Below are 17611 nucleotides of genomic sequence, written 5' to 3'. Positions count from 1 at the left end.
GGCGAAAGCCCCGCTTTTCTCTCAAATTTCACTTTTTCTTATTTTTAAGCTTCATTTTTTATAAAGATTTTTAATTATTAATTTTTTAAATTCAAAAAAATATAAAAACCAACGATTGTTTGCATTTTGGATTACAAGATATCAAGACGGCAATAAAACCAGACTAAATTTAAAATGTGTTTTTGCTCAAGGATATTTTATCGGATGCCAAAAAATCCTAAATTTAAAGCGCATCTAGCTTTAGCCGATTATGCTATACGCAGCGATATAGACCCAGTTTGACGAATTATTATGTTTAAAATTTAGATAGTAAAATAGAAAAAGTATGCAATCTATGCAAAAAGGATATCTCGGGATAAACCCGAGATATTTAAATTAGAATGTGTATTTAGCTTGGAATCTTAGCTGTTTAGTCTTGTCTTTTGAATTGTCTTGATGCTTATTGATCTCATATGCATAAAAGCTTGAGAACTTAAGCTTAGCACTGTAGTCGTAAGTTAGTCTTGCTACGTATTCTTGATACTTTTCTTTATCGCCTTTAGCATCTTTAACTTTACCGTTAGAGTAATCGCCGTCTATTTTAAATTTCTCAGCAAAAGTATATCCCGCTTTCAAGAACCAGAAGCTACCTCTACCCTCAAGAGCGGTATAGTCAAGCGCTGATTTTATCTCGCCGACCTCGATAAACGAACCTTGGTCTTCTAGAGTTATAAGGCCGGCGGCTTTGTCATGAACCTTATACCCGATATAGCCGGCAGCTAGGTCAGCGCCAAATACTTCTGCGCTAAGCTCGGTAGCATAAAAATCGGTATCTTTGAAATCAGGACCGACTTTATTATCTATATCGGCATGTCCGTATTGAATTTGAGCGCCGAGATTTACGTCATCGGATATGTTAAAGCTAAGGTTCACATCAGCTGCTATAAGATTAACTATGTCGATTAGGCTAGCATACCATAGTTGGAAACTTACAGGATCGTATGAGCCTATAGCTGCGACTCCGTAAAGATTTTCGGCAAATGCCGCGTTTCTTACCGCGTCAGGCAAGCCGTTATCGGTTTCTGAACCGTTTTCAAGAGCGTCAAATGCAATCGCGGCAAGAGTTAAACCTGTAATATCTTGATTTGTCACCCTAAGACCTGTGCCAACAACATCGTCGGTAAAGAATGAGCCTACGGTTTGCTTACCGGCAGTTATCGTAGTGTTACCTACTTTATATCCTAGGTAAAATTCTTTTACGTTAAACGTACTTGTAGTGTTTGTGTTGTCCTTGTTACCGTCAGCATTATGAGCCGAGCTGTCTTTGGCGTTATATCTCAAGCTTAACACGCCGTAGAAATTATCGTCAAGCGCGGCCTTGAAAGAAAATTCGGATTTAAATTGGTGATGTGCGGTCGTGTTATCTTTTTCACCGTTATTTTTTTTGACGGTGATATTATTATATCTATATCTTGCATATCCTGAAAGATCTACATTCTTAATAGCTTCTTCAAGCGGCGTAGCACTCGCTACGGTTGAGAAAGCACCTAGTGCAACCAAAGCTGCCAATGAAATTTTAGCAATTTTCATTATTTTCTCCTCAAATAAGATTAAATATCTTGAAATACTAGCATAATATAACCTTTGGTAAGCTTAAAAAGTTAGATTTTTCGGCAAATATTACCGAGCATTTACCAAAATATATTATAAGGGGTCAAATTTGTAAATTATTTTAGGGCATTGGGTCAAATTTGGCTCGGTAAATTTGATTATTTTAAATAGCTTCCTTGTGTAGGGGTAGTGGAAATATCCGAATTTTCCTGCTCTCTTCCTTTGTATTGCAACGCATCTTTGCCTTTTAAAAAGGCGATGATCGCTCCCAGATCGCTATAAGTTGTTTTTGAGGCGACCGATTTCATTAAATTTCTCATACTTCCGCCATAATCAGTATCATTCAAATAGCCTGAAAAAGCGGCTTCTATGCTCTCTGCACTTACTTTAGTCAGCTTTTCGGATACGCCGTAAGCCCTTTTGTTTCCATCCTCGCCGTGGCAAGAGGCGCAATTTTTAGCATATAGCTCGCGTCCTTTTTCTACGCTATATCTTCTTTTGCTATCCACGCCGATGTTTAAAAATTTACCGCCGCTATCAGTTTCGGGAGCTTTTTCATAAACGTTTATGCTTATATTTTCGTCTTTAGAATATTTTTCGACTAAGCTTTTTAACTCTTTTGCAAATTCGCCTTTTGCCTCAAATATATAACTGGGTTCGTCGGCGGCATTCAAGGAAAAAGCAAAAAAACACGCTAAAAGCGAAAAATGCATAAATTTCATAAAAAACCTTTTTGATAAATTTAAAAATCCCAAGCAAAAGGGAATTTGCTTGGGATTATAACATAAAATGAGCTTTTTTGATTAGAAGCTATATTTAGCCTCAAATCTTATACGATCGTGTTTATTTTTGTAATCTCCGTCTTTTTCTTTAGTTGCCGCATAGAATGTAGAGAAGTTAAGCTTTTTGCTGTAAGCATAATTGCCTCCGATATTCCACTCGTCTCTATCGATTCTTTTTTTGCGTGCCCAGCTGTAGCCTTTACCGTCGATATAGTTGGCAAATAGGCCAAATTTGTCAAATTTGTATGCTGCGCCGATAAACCAATAGTCGTTTTTATCTTTGATATTATTGTAGTATTGAGCGCTACCGTTCATTACGGAGTTAAGAAGTTTAGCCGGGTTGATTAGCTTGCCGTTGTCTTCAACAGTTACAAAAGACAATTTATTCTCTTTTGCCTTATAGTGGATATAACCGGCATTTAAATTAACTCCGAAAAATCCTACGTTACCTTTGGTTGCGAAGAAATTTGCATCGCCATAGTTATCGTCATCTTTTGATTCGTTATGAACGTATTGTCCTTGCAATCCTAGTTTTACGGCGTCAAAGTCGAATTTCAAAGCCACGTCCGCCGCAAATAAGTTTGCAGTATCTTCAAGATACGCCCACCAAGCTTTGAAATTTACTGGATCATAGCTTCCCATTGCGCCTAGGCCGTAGTAGTTAAGAGTTCTTGAGCCGGCTACGCCTGATAATAACTTACCGTCGTAATCGATTTTATCGGTTTCAAGAGCATCAAATGCGACACCTACTAAAGTAAGACCTGAAACATCGGTATTTTGAACCCTCAAACCGGTTGCAACCAAGTCACCTTCAAAATATGTACCGGCAAATTGCTTACCTGCGGTTACGGTAGTATTGCCCGCCTTATAGCCGAGATAAAACTCTCTTACGCCAAATGAACTTGTAGTATTTGTAAAGTCGTTATTATATCCGGAACCGTCACTTGCAGCGTATCTTAGGCCCAAAACGCCAAAGAAATTGTCATCAAGCGCAGCCTTAAACGTACCTACAAATCTGAAATTGTGATTTGCTTTCGTCTCTTTTTTGTCATTTACGTTTAGTTTATTACCGGTATATCGATACCTTGCAAACCCTGAAAAATCCACATCTTTAATAGCTTCTTCAAGCGGAGTAGCATTTAAAGTAGAGAAAGCGCCGAGCGCAACCAAAGCAGCTAAAGAAATTTTAGCAAGTTTCATAAGTTCTCCTTTGTAAAAGTTTTATGGGCATAATTTTAGCACAAAACAAGGCGCGGTAAGCTTAATAAGAAAAATTAATAAAGGCGGCTTAAAAATTACATATAATGCGGTATTTTATGAATTATTTTTGATATTTGATATTATTAAAATAAAAATATTACTAATAAAGCTTAAATACAAAAGCTAAATTTCAAAATTTTTTGTAAGATTTGATAAATAAAAAAGGGGATTTTCATCCCCTTTCTAAAAGGAGTTCTAACTTTGATTGCTTGTGAGAATTATAAAACATTTCGGTAAATCAACGGCTAATCAAAGCTGATATTTTCATTTTTTGGAACATCGATTAGGATTTTTTTGTTGTTTTCTTGCTGCTGCGGGCTTTTTGCGAGGCCTTGGTTTTTAAATTTCGACGTTTTTGCTTCATGTGTATGATTTGCGCCGCTTTTTACGAGTAGCATCTCGGTGATGACGCCGCCCGAAACGCTCGCGTAAACCGTATCGCCGCCGGAAAAGTAAAATTTATCCGCACAATACTCGCCGCTTGGCAGCTTACCGTTTGAAGTATCGATTGATCTTATTTCGTAGCAGTATTTCCCGCCGTCATAGGTCACGCTTGATATTACGCCGCGTAAAGAGCCCTTGATAGGTGCGGGTTTTTGGGCGGGCTGTTTGACGATTTTCGGTACCGGTTTTTGATTAAAAAATGCGCAACCGCTAAAAACCAGTAAAACAGCGGCTAAATTTAAAAACTTAAGCCTGGACACTAAAGATGTTTCCGCCGAGTTCGGCTATTCTTTTATCTACGCTCTGCGTCGCTTTTTCTATCGTTTTTTGCGATATTTCGGGCAGCTTGCCGCCCCAAATTCTCTCGGCCTCCTTAAAACCCTTTAGCATTCCTTCTTTTCCCGCTTCTAACTTTTGCAAGTCGTCTCCTGCGGCATTGATGATAAAATTTGAAATCCTATCCGCAGTATTTGCGATACCGAAAAATCCGTTCTCGCCGACTAGATCGCCGGCTTCGTCCGGGCTTAGACGCCCTATAGGTTTGCCCTCGTAGCCGATAGCCTTAAAATCAACGCCGGACAAGATACTCTCAAGAGAATTTGCGCTTTTATTTTGAGCGCCGAAAATATCGCTAAATTTTGCCGAGCCGTTAAACGCGGAAACTTGAGATAAAAAATTCGAGCTCGAATTTGAGCCGGCGACGCTTTGAAAATGCGCCAAATAGCTATTTGTTAGCTGCTTTACGTCGATATTGGCGTAAGCTTCTTGCATTCTTTTTACATTTTCGTTTTGATTTACGTTTGCCGCATTTCCGGTATTTTGAACGTTTTGCGCGTCGTAGCGGGCTTGCGGTATGTAGGGATTTTGGCGTAAGCCGTTGATGCTTTGCATTTTTTATCCTTTAAATTTTATCCGCATTATATATCGTCAAAATTAGAATAAAGTTAAGGGCGAAATTTATTTGGCTCTGTCGCCGATGTTTCCGTTATACACGATGTCCTTGGCGTCAATGTTTTCGTCGAATAAAATTTCGCTTATCTTACCGCTTTTTTTGATACTCTCGACATCTTTTTGCAGATCCTCTTGATAGCTATAAATCATCGCGACTCCCGCGACTCCCTCTACGCTTTCCAATACTTTAAAAAGCTCTATTTCGCCGTCAAGATTTTCCGCGCTCATCACGACCACGATCTTGCCCTCTTGCGCGGCGACGACCTCGCAGCCCTCGATCTTATCTATTTTCTTTGCTACATCCGCAGCCTCTTTTCCCTTTTTAGCATACGCTATCGCGCTTGAGATGTTCATTTTACGCTCCAAAATTTAACCTCTTTTTCGTATGCGACGCTAATTAGCCTGCCTTCGTTCGAGAGATAAATTTCATTCAAAATTTGCTGTCCCGTCTTTACGGTCGCCAGCTTTTCTTTGCTCGAGACGTCATAAACCAGGATATCGCTTTGCTCGCCGTTCATAAAGCTAAACGTCTTCGCATCTTCACTAAGCCCCACCGCATACACTATAAAATCTGATTTAAAATAATTCATCCGCCCGTCATAAACGCCCGCTTGCTTATCGATACTGCCAACGGCTACGACGTCGTTTTTGTAGTCGATGTCATACATATTGTCTTTAAAGAAATTTAGCGTCTGCTCGGTTTGGCGAGTTTTTAGATTATAGATATAAATCACGCCGCTTTCGGCTCCGATAGCGATTTTGTCGCGGGTTTTGTTTATCTCGAAATCCACGTAAAGCGCTATGGAAAATTTATGTTTAAAGACGGCTTTTTTGCTTTCTAGGTCGATGAAGTAAATTTCATTGCCGAAGTCCGACACCACCGCCGTTTTTTCGTCTATAAAAAACGCTTTTTTAGCCGATTTATTAGCTAGGCGCATATTACTAATCTCACTCCAGAGCGTACCCTCTTTTTTAAAAACATATAAATAGCGCTCGTTGTAGTCCATCTCGGTTAAAACCAAAAGCGTATCGCCCAAGCGGTCGATGCTAAAAATTTTAGTAGGTTCGGCGTCGCTAAAGTGGGTCTTTACCGTGCGAAATTTGATCGGTTCTAAAAATTTATCCGCTTTTATATCATAGATATCAAGCTCACCGCCGTCCGTGCCCAGATATAAAATTTCATCTATCAGATTTGAGCTTATCACGTTTGCGCCCGCTTTTATAACTCTATCAGGCTGCGAAATTTCAAGCGGAGCCGCCGCCAAATTTAACGCGGCGAAATTTAAGCAAAAAACCGCCGCTAAAAATAAAATAACCTTTCTCATAACGCCTCCATTTTGATACTATTTGCGAAGCAAACCTCCATACACTGCGCGCAGCCCGTGCATTTTTGATTTACGCTCGGGCGAAAAACGCCCAAAAACTCGATCGCTCTAAATCGGCAAACATCCTGACAGCTACAACAAATCGTCCCGTTCCACGCAAGGCAGCTATGCACGTCGATAAAAATTTTAGCTTCGATAATAGCTGCAAATTTTAAATTTAAAACCTCTCGTCCCGCCTCCTCGCAAGCGAGCGCGCACTCTTTACAGAAGTTGCAGCCCAAGGACTTAAATTTAAAATTTACTCTCTCGTTTTCAAAGCTCAAAAGCTCTCTATTACAAGCGCTAGCGCAAGGCGCGTCGCAATCCGTGCAGCCGAATTCGCCGCAAAAATAAGGCGGCGCAATAAATTTTTGAGCGGTTTTGCCGCCCAAAAATTTAGTAAATAGCTCGCGTCTGCCAGCGCTTTGCGTCATCTAACGCCTTCATTTAACACGTCGAGTAAATTTGAGCGCTCGGAGGAGTTAGCGTCGCGGTATTCGGGAACGAAATTATTTTTAAATTTCGGTTCGATATTTGCCTGCGGCGCGTGGCATACGGTGCATACAAAGCGGTCTTGGCTAAGCTGACCGCCTTTATCCTCGCTAAACCTTATGCTGTAAAGATGCGACTTTGGTATCGACGTCGCGCCTATGCCTTCCGCGACTTCTGGCATGTGGCAAGAGATACACATATTATTGTCCGTCGTTATCGGCATCAACCCCTCTAAATCATGCGGTATCATAGGCGGCGCGTTTTCAAAGGCACGCTCGTATCTTTGTGCTTCGCCGGCGGCGGGCAAAGTCCAGTTTATGTCGATTAGCTTTACCTCATCCTCGTCCAAAACGTCGCTTGCGCCGCGAATTATGGTCAGATCCTCTGCGCCTTTGCCGTCTGCCAGCTTAAATTTCTCCCGCTTTTCAGGCTTTGCTTCGCTAACGTTTTTGTCCGCTTTTACGACATCGCTAGCTTGCGCTTTAGTTTCGATTTTTTTCTCCGCCGTTTGGTTTTGAGTTTGCGGAGCGCTCGCGGCGACTTTTTGTTCGCTTTTATCGTCGCTGCAACCCGCAAATAGAAGAACTGCGCATGCCAGTCCCGCCAAAATTCTCGCCTTCATTGATTTTTCTCCTTTAGTAAATTTCTAATATTAAATTTAAGCGCGTTATCATCGCAGACGTCGATACAGCGTCCGCAGCTGATGCACTCGCTCGAGGTTATAAATCCGCTTTGTTTGCCGATGATACCAAGCACTTGATTTTCGGGGCAGACGAGCTTGCATTTCAAGCAGTTCGTGCAGCTTGAAACGTCGTGCTTTACTCTGATAAACGCAAATTTGCCCGCAAGCGCGTAAAAAGCGCCCAGAGGACAAAGCCTTGAGCAGATCAGCCTATCGCCGATAAACGCATCTATCGCAAATACTCCAAACGCTACGAATAGCCACAGCGTGCCGCCGTAGATGACGCCGCGCTGGATGATGCCGATGTAGCTAACCCCCTCAAACGCGGGTGCGCTCGTAACCAGCGAGACGAGAAGGGTAAATCCTAAAACGTAATATCTCGTGCTTCGCGTGAAATTTACGAATTTTTTATCCTTATCGTAGCCTAATTTTACCCTAATCCAGTGTGCGGTTTCGGTTATGATATTTACCGGGCAAACCCAGCCGCAAAAGGCGCGCGGAGCGATAATCGCATAAAAAGCAAACACGATACCCGCCCCTAAAAGCGCACCCGAAGCTATGCTAAAACTAGCCAAAAATAGCTGCAAAACCGCAAACGGATCGCTAAGCGGCAGGACTCCGAAAAGCAAAGAGGAGCTGAGATTGCCTTGTAAAATTTTGACGCCGTAATAGTTGCTCGCAAAAAACAGCCCTAGGATCAAAATTTGACTTATCCTTCTTAAAATCAAAAATTTCATAGCAAATCTCCGCTATTTAGATAGTCGTTTAGCTTTTTCTCGTCGGTTTTAAAGTCTTTAGGCGATGCGTCTTTTAGCTTTTTGTCCGCGCCCTCGACCCAGCCTTTTACGTATTGCTCGTTGCTAGATCCCAGCCCGACTTCGCGCGGAAGCACAAATATGGAGGCTTTTGGCGTCACGCATACCTGCTCGCACATACCGCAACCCGTGCAGTAGTCGGCATCTACGACCGGTTTAAAAAACGCGTGCTTTTGCGTGCGTTCGTTGCGGGCATACTCCAGTCTAAGCGCCTTGTCGATAAGAGGACAGGCGCGGTAGCAAGCGTCGCAGCGAAGCCCCTCGTAAGCGATGCAAAAATTCGGATCGAGCACCGCAATACCCATTTTGCTTTTATTTATGTTTAGCTTGCCGTTATCCTCGCTCACTAGCTTTACATCTAGCGCTCCGGTAGGGCAAGCTACGGTGCACGGGACATCCGGACACATATAGCAAGGGATGTTGCGCGGAGTAAAAAACGGAGTGCCAAAAGGCAGTCCGTCGTTAAGGTCGGCAAGCTTAAGCGTATCCCAAGGGCAGGCTTCTACGCAAAGCCCGCAACGTATGCACTCGCTAAGAAAATTTTTCTCCTTTAAGGCTCCGGGCGGACGGATGAGTAGGTTTTGAGCCTTCGCCGCAGTTTGCGTACTCCATATGAAGCCGCCGGCTAGCGCCAAACTGATCGCCTTTAGCCCAAATTTTAAGGCCTCTCTTCTATTTTGCATTACTACGCCTTGTAAATTTTAACCGCGCATTTTTTGTAATCCGTCTCTTTTGATATCGGGCAAGTCGCATCTAGGCAGACTTTGTTGATATATACGTTTTCATCGAAAAACGGCACGTAAACTAGCCCCGAAGGGGTTTTATTTCGTCCGCGCAGATCCAGTCTCGCTTTCACCTTACCTCGGCGAGACTCGACCCAAACTACGTCGTTATGCTGTAAATTTAGCTTCTGCGCATCGGCTTCGTGCATATAGCAAAGCGCTTCGGGTACAGCACGGTAAAGCTCGGGAACGCGCATAGTCATAGTGCCGGTGTGCCAGTGCTCCAGGACGCGGCCGGTACATAGCCAAAACGGATACGTGCCATCGGGCATCTCGCAAGGCTCCATATAAGGGCGAAAGAAAATTTTAGCCTTATGAGCGATAGAAAATTTCTCGTCTCCGCTCGTTACTTTCGCCAAATCGCCTTTTGGAAGTTTGGCTTTAGCATTGCCGTAGAATGCAAACTGCTTGCCTTCCTGCGCATATTTCTTCGCATAAGGATCGTATTTGGCGTTAAATCTCCACTGAGTTTCCTTGCCGTCTACGACCGGCCATCTTAGGCCGCGCACTTTATGATAAGTATCAAAGTCCGCTAGATCGTGTCCGTGTCCGGAGCCGAATTTGCGGTAATCTTCCCAGAGGTATTTTTGCACGAAAAATCCATATCCTTCAAAGACCTTGCCGTCTGAGCCGACTACTTTTCTGCTATCGCCGAAGACTTCGGAGTTGTCGAAATCTTCCATTATCGCGTCTTTTGCAGGGTAGCTTTTAGCTTCTTCGTTTGCAAAAAGCACGTCAAATAGCGTAGCCTCTTCGTCATATCCCATAGCTTTGGCCACATCAAGCACGTTTGGAAGCGTTAGCTTGTCATCTACCTTTTGCTCGCCCCAGACCTCTTTTAGTTTAAAGCGTTTTGAAAATTCTAAAATTTGCCACGTGTCGCTCATCGCTTCGCCTACGGGCAACACCTGCTGTCTCCAGTGTTGAGTTCTGCGTTCGGCGTTGCCGTATGCGCCCCATTTTTCATATATCATCGCGCTTGGTAAGATAAGATCCGCAACTTTAGCCGAGATGCCGGGATACGGATCGGAAACTACGATAAAGTTATCCATCTCGCGCGCGGCTTTTATCCAGTGATTGGCGTTTGCGGTGTTTTGCCAAGGGTTATTTACCTGCACCCACGCCCATTTCATTTTTCCGTCCTCCAAGTCGCGCATCATTTTTACATAGTGAGAAGCCGGCTTAGGATTTAGCGTATCTTTAGGCAATTTCCAAATTTTCTCGCAAACCGCGCGGTGATCGGCGTTATTTACGACCATATCCGCAGGCAAGCGGTGAACGAAAGTACCGACCTCGCGAGCCGTTCCGCAAGCACTCGGTTGTCCCGTTAGCGAGAAGGCTCCGTCGCCCGGTTTTGCTTGCTTACCAAGAAGCATATGTATCATATACGCTTGCTCGTTTACCCAGGTGCCGCGTTGGTGCTGGTTAAAGCCCATCGTCCAAAAGCTCACTACTTTTCTACCCTTTTCTATATATAGGTCGGCAAGCTGCTTTAGCTTTTTCTTAAATTCTTCCAGATCTTCATCGGGATCGCCTTTGATTAACGGCGCCGAGAAATCAAGCGTATAAGGCTTAAGAGCTTCTTTAAATTCTTCAAAAGTTATCAGCCAGTGCTTGCCTGCGCTTGCGGCGTTTTTATTTTCCATTACATCGCCAGCTTTATGTCCGAGATACCCTAAGGTCGCACCCTCACTCTCGCTTATAGTTTTCTTAAGCTCGACTTCCATAACGTCCTTTTCGGAGTTGTAGTTAGGGTGGCTCGGGTTATTTCTAAGGCCGTATCCGATATCTACGGGACCCGTGGTAAAAGCGCAGTGATTATTTACGTAGTCCCAGTCTATGACTTCGGGATGATTATAAACGATCTCGTGCGCGATGTAGTTCCAGATCACAAGGTCGCTCGAAGGAGCGAAGATAATCTCCGTATCGGCAATGTTTGAAGTTCTAGTCGAATACGTGCTTAAATTTACGACTTTCACGCGCTCGGGGTCGCTTAGCTTTTTATCGCTGACGCGCGCCCAAAGTATCGGGTGCATCTCCGCCATATTCGCGCCCCACGTCACGATCGTATCGGTTAGCTCGATGTCGTCGTAGCAGCCCGCAGGCTCGTCGATACCAAAGGTCTGCATAAAGGCCACGACCGCGCTTGCCATACAGTGGCGGGCGTTTGGATCGATAGAGTTACTTCTGATGCCGGCTTTCCATAGTTTTACCGCCGCATAACCCTCCATTATGGTGTATTGACCCGAGCCGAAAACGCAGGCTGAGTGCACGCCGTTTTTCTTCATAGTTTCTTTATATTTTTCCGCCATGATGTCAAACGCTTTTTCCCAGCTAATAGGCTTAAATTTGCCTTTTTTGTCAAATTCGCCCTTTTCGTTTACGCGCAAAAGCGGCTGAGTGATGCGATCCGCGCCATACATAATCTTTGCGTTAAAGTAGCCTTTGATGCAGTTTAGTCCGCGATTTACAGGCGCTTCCGGGTCGCCCTTGACAGCCACTATTTTGCCCTCTTTTGTCGCTATCATTACGCCGCAGCCCGTTCCGCAAAAACGACACGCCGCTTTATCCCAGCGCCAACCTTTTTCAGCGGCGTTTTCGGCCGCCGCCATAGATGAAGGCAATGCTATGCCCGCGCTCGCACAAGCGGCTGAAGCGGCGGCGCTTTTTATAAAATCTCGTCGATCCATTTTCTCTCCTCGTTTATTTTTTAAGATAATTCTTAAAAATTAAGTTAATATTAGCTACCAAATCCTAAATTTAAGTTGATTAAAATCAATTAATTATTTTGCGATATATGGTATTGAAATTAAGACCAAAATTATCTTTATTTCGCCTATTTTAGGGCTAAAGCTTAAAAATACGATAAAATATAAATTTTTATACGTCACAAATTTTAATATACTTTTTGATAGCCAAACTCATAATATTTCAAGGATTCTTTTTAAAACGTAAATTTAATGTGTATTTTCGTAACATTTTTACCTCATAAATATAAAATTTTGTATTTAAATCTAAAACGGTAGGATATTTTCCAAATTTATACATTAAAATGGCCAAATTTGGGCAAAATTATCCAAGATATAAAAAATATAAAAAATCAAGAGACTGATCGCACGCATAATGCACGAAAATCGCACGGATTTAAATTTATCAAAATTTGACCGCGATTTGTTAAACTACCGTTTTTTGTATCTAAAAAATAAAACGCATATCAAACAACCGTTAAAGATATCCAATATATCAAAAATAAACTTTAACATTTTCGCTTCCGACGATATTTAGGCTATTTTCACCGCAGCCGACGCAAATACGGAGCCGCTCGGTAGCGCCTTAAACATCAAAACGTAACGTCCGGGATGATGACTCAAAAGATTGCACGGCTGTTGTCATAACGATGCGAGCGCAGCGATAAATTTAGATAGTTAAAAGGCAAATTTTACGCCGATAAGCATAGTATCTTTTTTAAGTTCAAATTTAAACCCGAATAAAATTTAGCCCGGATGAACATTTGCACGGGCAAAAATAAGCAAATTTTAAAGAGAAAATCATACCGCGACCGACGAATAAAAACAGACTCAAAGCCAATTTTAAAAAACTTTTCGAGCTCGTAACGATAAAGCCTGATACGGCAAGAGGCGAAATTTGGCTTCGAGGATAGAGATAAATGCGTCCCGGACGCACTCGCGCGTCTTTACGAGCGGCATTTGCTTTTGACAAATTTACCCGGAAAAACTTAAGCGGCGAGCAAGCTTCGTTTCCGCCAGCGCCCCACGACCGCAAAACCTGTCCGCAAATAAACATAGAGCTTTGGCGCAAGCACCAAAATACGCCGCTTTTGGATGCCGAAACAAAGCCATGCAAACTCGCGAAGAGACAACGAAACTCGCGGCGGAATTTAGCGAGTAGCGGGCATTTTGGCTTTACGGGCAACACCGCCTACGCTACCGGCTCCGCCTCATCGCGCTATGACCGAGCAAAAAGATAAGAAAACACGAAAGAAGCTTAAAATTTTAACTTTAAATTTGCTTTTTGCGGGCAAATTTACTCTACCTGCACTTAGGCAAAATTTAAGCGAAACAAATCGGCATAGCGTTAGACTCGATTTTTGCAGTGTAAAACACAAGGCGGCAGCGTTAAATTTAACGCTTATTTTACGGCTTAATGACGATCGGAACAAATTTTTTGAAATCAGACTTGCAACATACGCAACCCAGAAGCAAGATTTAATAAAGCAAACAAGAGGTAGGGTTTTAGCAAATTTAAGGAGCGGTTATTAAATTTGCGAGTAGTTTTGATAGTGCAAAAACAAGCAAAAAGCGGTCAAATTTTATTTGTGGTAGGCCGCGCAAATGCATTACCGCAAAACAAAACACCCTCGGCGGGATAAAATTTACTCGCCCGCTAGATTTTGTTTAAAAGCGACTCTTGCGCCAAATTTGCGGCGTTTAAGCGATAAATATTCTTTGTCGGTTAAATTTAGGCAAAAGGCGAAACGGCAAAAAAACGCATCCCCATCTCGGTCAAATTTACGCAAACCAAATTTCAAACCGCACGCCGTTTAAAGCAAATTTGGCCGTCCTGTTTTTGCCGCGCTCAACCGCAAATTTATAAACAGCAAAAAATAGTCCGAAATTTAAGCTATTTTAGAGCCGGTCCGATAGTCGGCGCGCAAAACCAAGAATGATGACAGAAAATAAATTTGAAAATTTAGGAGTCGGCGACCAAAAAGCCGCCAAGATAATAAAATTATACTCCGTCGCAAGCAAAACAGCCGCCAAATCGCAGTAAACGCCAAAAATTCGACGGCGAGCAAGCGCGACGTCAAAACGGCAAAACCACTCCGCCGTCCGACGTCCGTTTAATCGCGTTATCTTTGCGTCCGCCCGCATCGGTGCCGATTTTAGCAGAGCCGATATTGCTACCCTGAACCAAACGGCATATATCACCGCCTTTAGCACTGCCGGATCTTAGCTTTAAATAGCTCATTTTCGGCGTGACGCGCACGATTTCGGCTTGTCCGGTCATAGCTTCTTCTTGCCCTCTTGCCTATCGACGGCTCTATTTAGCTTGATTCTAGCGTTATCGCGATCGCCCAAAGATATAAGATTAATGCCTTGTATGCGCTTATCATAACGCGCTCGCAATAAAACCCTTCGCAATCAGGCGCATTGTCATCAGTCAAAACAGCGCCCGGTCCGCCCTGCCGCTTTAGACTTGGCTCCTTCCTCATCGACATCGTTATCTATCTTCGGCGATACCAAAATATGCTATGCTCGCATTAAATTTTTTGCACTGTCCGGTTAGCAAGCCCGCTTGATCGGCGGCTAGTATGACGTCGTCGTTTTTTCTATTTTAGTTTTTTGCAAATTTACATCGCAGTTTGTTCGAGTAAAGTCTTTCGTATAGACGTCTATCTCCTCTTGATGTCCCGTTATCGCGCCGCATCCGAATAGTGCCGACAAGAGCATACACGCAAAAAAGATTTTGCGAACTTAAATTTAACAAAAGCCATCGTGTTTTCTTGTTGCTAAAATATTATAAGAATGACATATTAAATAAACATTAAAAAGACAAAAAGCATGCAGGGAAATAGCATACGGCGACAACCGAAAACAAAAGATTTCCAAATAAAATTTAAAAAACGGCGGACGCGCCAAAATTTGCGTCCGCGTTGGAGTCCTAAATGGTTAGTTTAGAAGGTCGAATTTATATCCTAGCTGTAGCCAAAGCTCGTTGTTGTCGGTCTTTTTGACTCTGCCTCTGGCGTTAAAGTTCTTTCTTTCGAGCTCTACGTAGGTCACGCCGGCGCTTAGTCCCTTGACCCACGGTATGTTGTAGCTTAGGTTTGCGCCCCAACCTTGGACGTTCATACGGGTTTTCGCCACAGTCAGGCCTGCATTGCGATGCGGAGCGTCTTGCTTGCCTTTGACTAGGTGGAGAGCGGCTTTTAGTCCGTCCGCACCGACTTCTTTAAAGTCGTAACTAAAGAGAAATTTATGCACATCCATACCTGCATACCCCGTAAAAACGAAAGGTCCGCGGATAGGAAGCAGCGTGTATGAGCCCGGACCGTTGCCTAGACCGAATGCCAAAGCATCGTTATCGCTGACGGTCGTGTAGGCATAAGACGCGCTAAAGCCTACGAAATCGTAAATCCCGGCTCGCAGACCGATCATATTTCCGTCGTAGTTTAGATTCTCAAGCCTGTCCGTAGTGCGAGAACCCTTATACATAGCGTCAAAGCCCAGTTTAAAGTCGCCGACCGGGATCTTGTAGTTCGCCTCCGCTAGATAAAAGTTGATATCACCCTGCAAAGCGCCGAGCCTAAGATCGGTCACTCTAGCGTATGCGCCGGTTAGCTTTAGTCCCGGGATGCTTTGGTTTATGACCGCACCGGTAAAGATATTGTCAAATTCGTGCGCTACCGGTCCCATACCGCCTACGACGACCTTGTCTTTAAATTGCGGAGCGCGCCCTTCTTTGCCGCCCGAGACGGTGGCGCTTCTGCCTTGAAATTTATAATACCAGCCGCCGATCATCGTGGTGTTCGGGATGTCTTTATTTACGATCGTTAGACCCTCGAAAGCTTCTTTAAACGCGCGCGTCGGATTGCCCGCTACTAGCGGAGTATTTACGTATTGACGGCCGAATTTGATATCCGTCTGACCTATAGCGTAGCCTAGATACGCCTCGGACATTACGACGCCTTGCATTCTCCACTCTTTGTCGTATAGAGTGCCTCTTTTTCTCAGACTGTTAAAAGGCAGAAAGTTCCCTTGTCCCGTCACGCCGAGCCTAAAACCGTAAAAAGGATCGGTAACATAGCCCAGTTCAAACTGCACGCTAGTGATCTCTTCGTCGCGTATCGCCGTGCGTTCGTCCTTTTGATCGGCATAGGTAGTTTGGATCTTACCCGATAGTTTGCCGTCCAAAAAGGCCTGAGCAAGAGTGTCTGCCGCGCTTGCCGAGCTTAAAAAGCCCATAGCCAAAACGGCGGCTAAACTTAATTTCGCTAATTTCATACAGAACTCCTTGGTTAAATTTAACAAATTTACGCCCCGCAAATTTAATGCGAGGCATTATTTTAGCCCAGGATTATAACATATAAATTAATCAAATCCATGCTAAATTTGCGATATTTGCGAGAAATAGGCAAATTTATACGACCGAACGCTCTTTAAGCAATGTATAAAGCTTGATCGTCGAGATAAAAAACGTCACGATAGCAGGTCCCAAAATAAGCCCCCAAAAGCCGAATGTCGAGATGCCCGCTATCATCGAGAAAAATATCAAAAGCTCGTTGATTTTAGCGGGAATTTTTACGAGGCGGTCGTTGATAAATTTAATCACGATCGGCTTTAAAAAGGTATCGGCGACGATAGAGATCACGACCACCGTATATACGGCGATGACGACGGCGGCCGCGGTGTTGCCGTTGGCAAACTCGTAAAGGCTGATCGGCCCCCACGCGAGCAAACCTCCGACTACGGGAATGAGCGAAGTAAAGGCGAAAATAATACCCATCAAAAAGCCGTTGTAGCCGTAAGAAATCATAATAATGGCAAATAAGCAGCCCTGCAAAATCGCGTTTAAAACGATGGAGTAGAGCACGACGCTCATAACGTTTACCACTTCGCTAAGGATAAACTCGCTCTCGCTCTCCTTCATCGGAAGCGCGCTTTTTAGGTAGCCCGCGAGCTCGCTGCCGTAAAGTATCGCAAAAAAGAAAAACACGAGGATAAAGACCATATCGATTAAGAAATTTACGCTTGATTTGCCGATGCCCGCCAAATTTGCGATGATATTCGCCGAGATCGCTTTGACATCGATATCGGCGATGATCTCTTTGATTTTCGGTTCCATAAATTTGATGGGTTCGGGCAGCTGAAAATTCCCGCTTTGAAAGTAATCAAGCGTGTTTGTCACATAGCTCGTGTTAAAGCTCGCGGCATTTCTGGCGATCTCGATCACGGCATACAAAAAAGGCGCGATAAACAGCGAAAACAGCACAATTGTCGTAAGCGCGGCCGAGAGCGTCTTTTTGCCCTTTGTCAGCTGCAAAAATTTAACGTTTATATTTGAGGTGGCGACCGCGAGCAAGGCAGCGATGAAGATATTTAGCAAAAACGGCTTAAACAGATACGCAACCAGCGCCAGAGCGCAAAGAGCGAAGATGCCGAAAAACACTCGATTATTCATTTTTTTCCTTTGATAGGCTTATTATATCAGATTTTGCGGGGTTTTGCGGACGGGCGGGCAGTGGACGCGGTAGTTTTAGCGCAGCTGATAAATTTAGCGCCGATTTTGAGTGAGGACAAGCTAGCTCTGACGGCAAATTTGGTGACAAATTTGAGCGCAAGATTAAGTGATTAAAAAAAAAAGGGGGGGGGTAGAATACCTTTGTATTTTATAAAGGAGATTTTTATCCGTTTAGTCCAGAGTTTAC

The 17611-nt window shown here is 43.6% G+C and carries 17 protein-coding genes; all 17 read right to left on the bottom strand.

Annotation, left to right across the window (positions count from 1 at the left end; translation table 11 throughout):
- Positions 1-375: 375 nt before the first annotated feature.
- The 17 genes from CRECT_RS03280 to CRECT_RS03205 all read right to left on the bottom strand — a co-directional run bounded on the left by CRECT_RS03280 (position 376) and on the right by CRECT_RS03205 (position 17364).
- Complete coding sequence (locus CRECT_RS03280) at positions 376-1569, bottom strand: major outer membrane protein (RefSeq protein ID WP_002944372.1); 1194 nt, start codon at positions 1567-1569, stop codon at positions 376-378.
- Positions 1570-1748: 179 nt separating this feature from the next.
- Positions 1749-2312 (bottom strand): c-type cytochrome, encoded by a 564-nt coding sequence (locus tag CRECT_RS03275; protein WP_039888000.1) that lies wholly within the window; start codon positions 2310-2312, stop codon positions 1749-1751.
- 81 nt (positions 2313-2393) lie between these two features.
- Entirely contained in the window at positions 2394-3572 is a 1179-nt protein-coding gene (locus CRECT_RS03270; protein ID WP_002944391.1) for a porin, read from the bottom strand.
- A gap of 305 nt (positions 3573-3877) precedes the next feature.
- Complete coding sequence (locus CRECT_RS03265; protein ID WP_002944517.1) at positions 3878-4336, bottom strand: hypothetical protein; 459 nt, start codon at positions 4334-4336, stop codon at positions 3878-3880.
- Positions 4323-4967: a hypothetical protein gene (locus CRECT_RS03260; protein ID WP_002944373.1), complete on the bottom strand. Its 645-nt coding sequence runs from the start codon at positions 4965-4967 to the stop codon at positions 4323-4325. Before CRECT_RS03260 ends, CRECT_RS03265 begins: the two co-directional genes overlap by 14 nt.
- Before the next feature lie 66 nt (positions 4968-5033).
- Entirely contained in the window at positions 5034-5381 is a 348-nt protein-coding gene (locus CRECT_RS03255) for a chaperone NapD (protein WP_002944490.1), read from the bottom strand.
- The gene (locus tag CRECT_RS03250; RefSeq protein ID WP_002944330.1) at positions 5378-6352 is read right to left on the bottom strand and encodes a WD40 repeat domain-containing protein; all 975 of its coding nucleotides are present in this window, start codon (positions 6350-6352) and stop codon (positions 5378-5380) included. Before CRECT_RS03250 ends, CRECT_RS03255 begins: the two co-directional genes overlap by 4 nt.
- On the bottom strand, positions 6349-6825 hold the full coding sequence (locus CRECT_RS03245; RefSeq protein WP_002944485.1) for a 4Fe-4S dicluster domain-containing protein: 477 nt from the start codon (positions 6823-6825) through the stop codon (positions 6349-6351). Before CRECT_RS03245 ends, CRECT_RS03250 begins: the two co-directional genes overlap by 4 nt.
- Positions 6822-7505: a nitrate reductase cytochrome c-type subunit gene (locus CRECT_RS03240; protein WP_002944314.1), complete on the bottom strand. Its 684-nt coding sequence runs from the start codon at positions 7503-7505 to the stop codon at positions 6822-6824. Before CRECT_RS03240 ends, CRECT_RS03245 begins: the two co-directional genes overlap by 4 nt.
- Complete coding sequence (napH, locus tag CRECT_RS03235) at positions 7502-8302, bottom strand: quinol dehydrogenase ferredoxin subunit NapH (RefSeq protein ID WP_002944518.1); 801 nt, start codon at positions 8300-8302, stop codon at positions 7502-7504. Before napH ends, CRECT_RS03240 begins: the two co-directional genes overlap by 4 nt.
- Positions 8299-9063, bottom strand: a complete 765-nt coding sequence (gene napG, locus CRECT_RS03230) for a ferredoxin-type protein NapG (RefSeq protein ID WP_002944447.1) — start codon at positions 9061-9063, stop codon at positions 8299-8301. Before napG ends, napH begins: the two co-directional genes overlap by 4 nt.
- Before the next feature lie 2 nt (positions 9064-9065).
- Positions 9066-11852, bottom strand: a complete 2787-nt coding sequence (gene napA / locus CRECT_RS03225; protein ID WP_002944359.1) for a nitrate reductase catalytic subunit NapA — start codon at positions 11850-11852, stop codon at positions 9066-9068.
- A gap of 1703 nt (positions 11853-13555) precedes the next feature.
- Positions 13556-13711, bottom strand: a complete 156-nt coding sequence (locus tag CRECT_RS03220) for a hypothetical protein (protein WP_002944487.1) — start codon at positions 13709-13711, stop codon at positions 13556-13558.
- Between the two features lie 275 nt (positions 13712-13986).
- Positions 13987-14190, bottom strand: a complete 204-nt coding sequence (locus CRECT_RS03215; protein WP_002944333.1) for a hypothetical protein — start codon at positions 14188-14190, stop codon at positions 13987-13989.
- Positions 14187-14309 carry a hypothetical protein gene (locus CRECT_RS12935; RefSeq protein WP_257792187.1) on the bottom strand — a complete coding sequence of 41 codons (123 nt, stop codon included), beginning with the start codon at positions 14307-14309 and terminating at the stop codon, positions 14187-14189. Before CRECT_RS12935 ends, CRECT_RS03215 begins: the two co-directional genes overlap by 4 nt.
- A gap of 543 nt (positions 14310-14852) precedes the next feature.
- A complete protein-coding gene (locus CRECT_RS03210) occupies positions 14853-16187 on the bottom strand; it encodes an OprD family outer membrane porin (protein WP_002944417.1) in 1335 nt (444 codons plus the stop codon).
- 136 nt (positions 16188-16323) lie between these two features.
- The gene (locus tag CRECT_RS03205; protein ID WP_002944404.1) at positions 16324-17364 is read right to left on the bottom strand and encodes an AI-2E family transporter; all 1041 of its coding nucleotides are present in this window, start codon (positions 17362-17364) and stop codon (positions 16324-16326) included.
- Positions 17365-17611: the final 247 nt, after the last annotated feature.

It is taken from the genome of Campylobacter rectus (genome assembly GCF_004803795.1).
Classification (GTDB): domain Bacteria; phylum Campylobacterota; class Campylobacteria; order Campylobacterales; family Campylobacteraceae; genus Campylobacter_A; species Campylobacter_A rectus.
The sequence above is the reverse complement of the archived record's forward strand: the minus strand, read 5'-3'. Positions and strand labels throughout refer to the sequence as shown.

Coding starts and splice junctions, on each gene's coding strand:
- CRECT_RS03215 (WP_002944333.1), bottom strand. CDS start 14,190: ATGACCGGACAAGCCGAAATCGTGCGCGTCACGCCGAAAATGAGCTAT.
- CRECT_RS03270 (WP_002944391.1), bottom strand. CDS start 3,572: ATGAAACTTGCTAAAATTTCTTTAGCTGCTTTGGTTGCGCTCGGCGCT.
- napH (WP_002944518.1), bottom strand. CDS start 8,302: ATGAAATTTTTGATTTTAAGAAGGATAAGTCAAATTTTGATCCTAGGG.
- CRECT_RS03245 (WP_002944485.1), bottom strand. CDS start 6,825: ATGACGCAAAGCGCTGGCAGACGCGAGCTATTTACTAAATTTTTGGGC.
- CRECT_RS03205 (WP_002944404.1), bottom strand. CDS start 17,364: ATGAATAATCGAGTGTTTTTCGGCATCTTCGCTCTTTGCGCTCTGGCG.
- CRECT_RS03240 (WP_002944314.1), bottom strand. CDS start 7,505: ATGAAGGCGAGAATTTTGGCGGGACTGGCATGCGCAGTTCTTCTATTT.
- CRECT_RS03280 (WP_002944372.1), bottom strand. CDS start 1,569: ATGAAAATTGCTAAAATTTCATTGGCAGCTTTGGTTGCACTAGGTGCT.
- napA (WP_002944359.1), bottom strand. CDS start 11,852: ATGGATCGACGAGATTTTATAAAAAGCGCCGCCGCTTCAGCCGCTTGT.
- CRECT_RS03250 (WP_002944330.1), bottom strand. CDS start 6,352: ATGAGAAAGGTTATTTTATTTTTAGCGGCGGTTTTTTGCTTAAATTTC.
- napG (WP_002944447.1), bottom strand. CDS start 9,063: ATGCAAAATAGAAGAGAGGCCTTAAAATTTGGGCTAAAGGCGATCAGT.
- CRECT_RS03255 (WP_002944490.1), bottom strand. CDS start 5,381: ATGAACATCTCAAGCGCGATAGCGTATGCTAAAAAGGGAAAAGAGGCT.
- CRECT_RS03210 (WP_002944417.1), bottom strand. CDS start 16,187: ATGAAATTAGCGAAATTAAGTTTAGCCGCCGTTTTGGCTATGGGCTTT.
- CRECT_RS03260 (WP_002944373.1), bottom strand. CDS start 4,967: ATGCAAAGCATCAACGGCTTACGCCAAAATCCCTACATACCGCAAGCC.
- CRECT_RS03275 (WP_039888000.1), bottom strand. CDS start 2,312: ATGAAATTTATGCATTTTTCGCTTTTAGCGTGTTTTTTTGCTTTTTCC.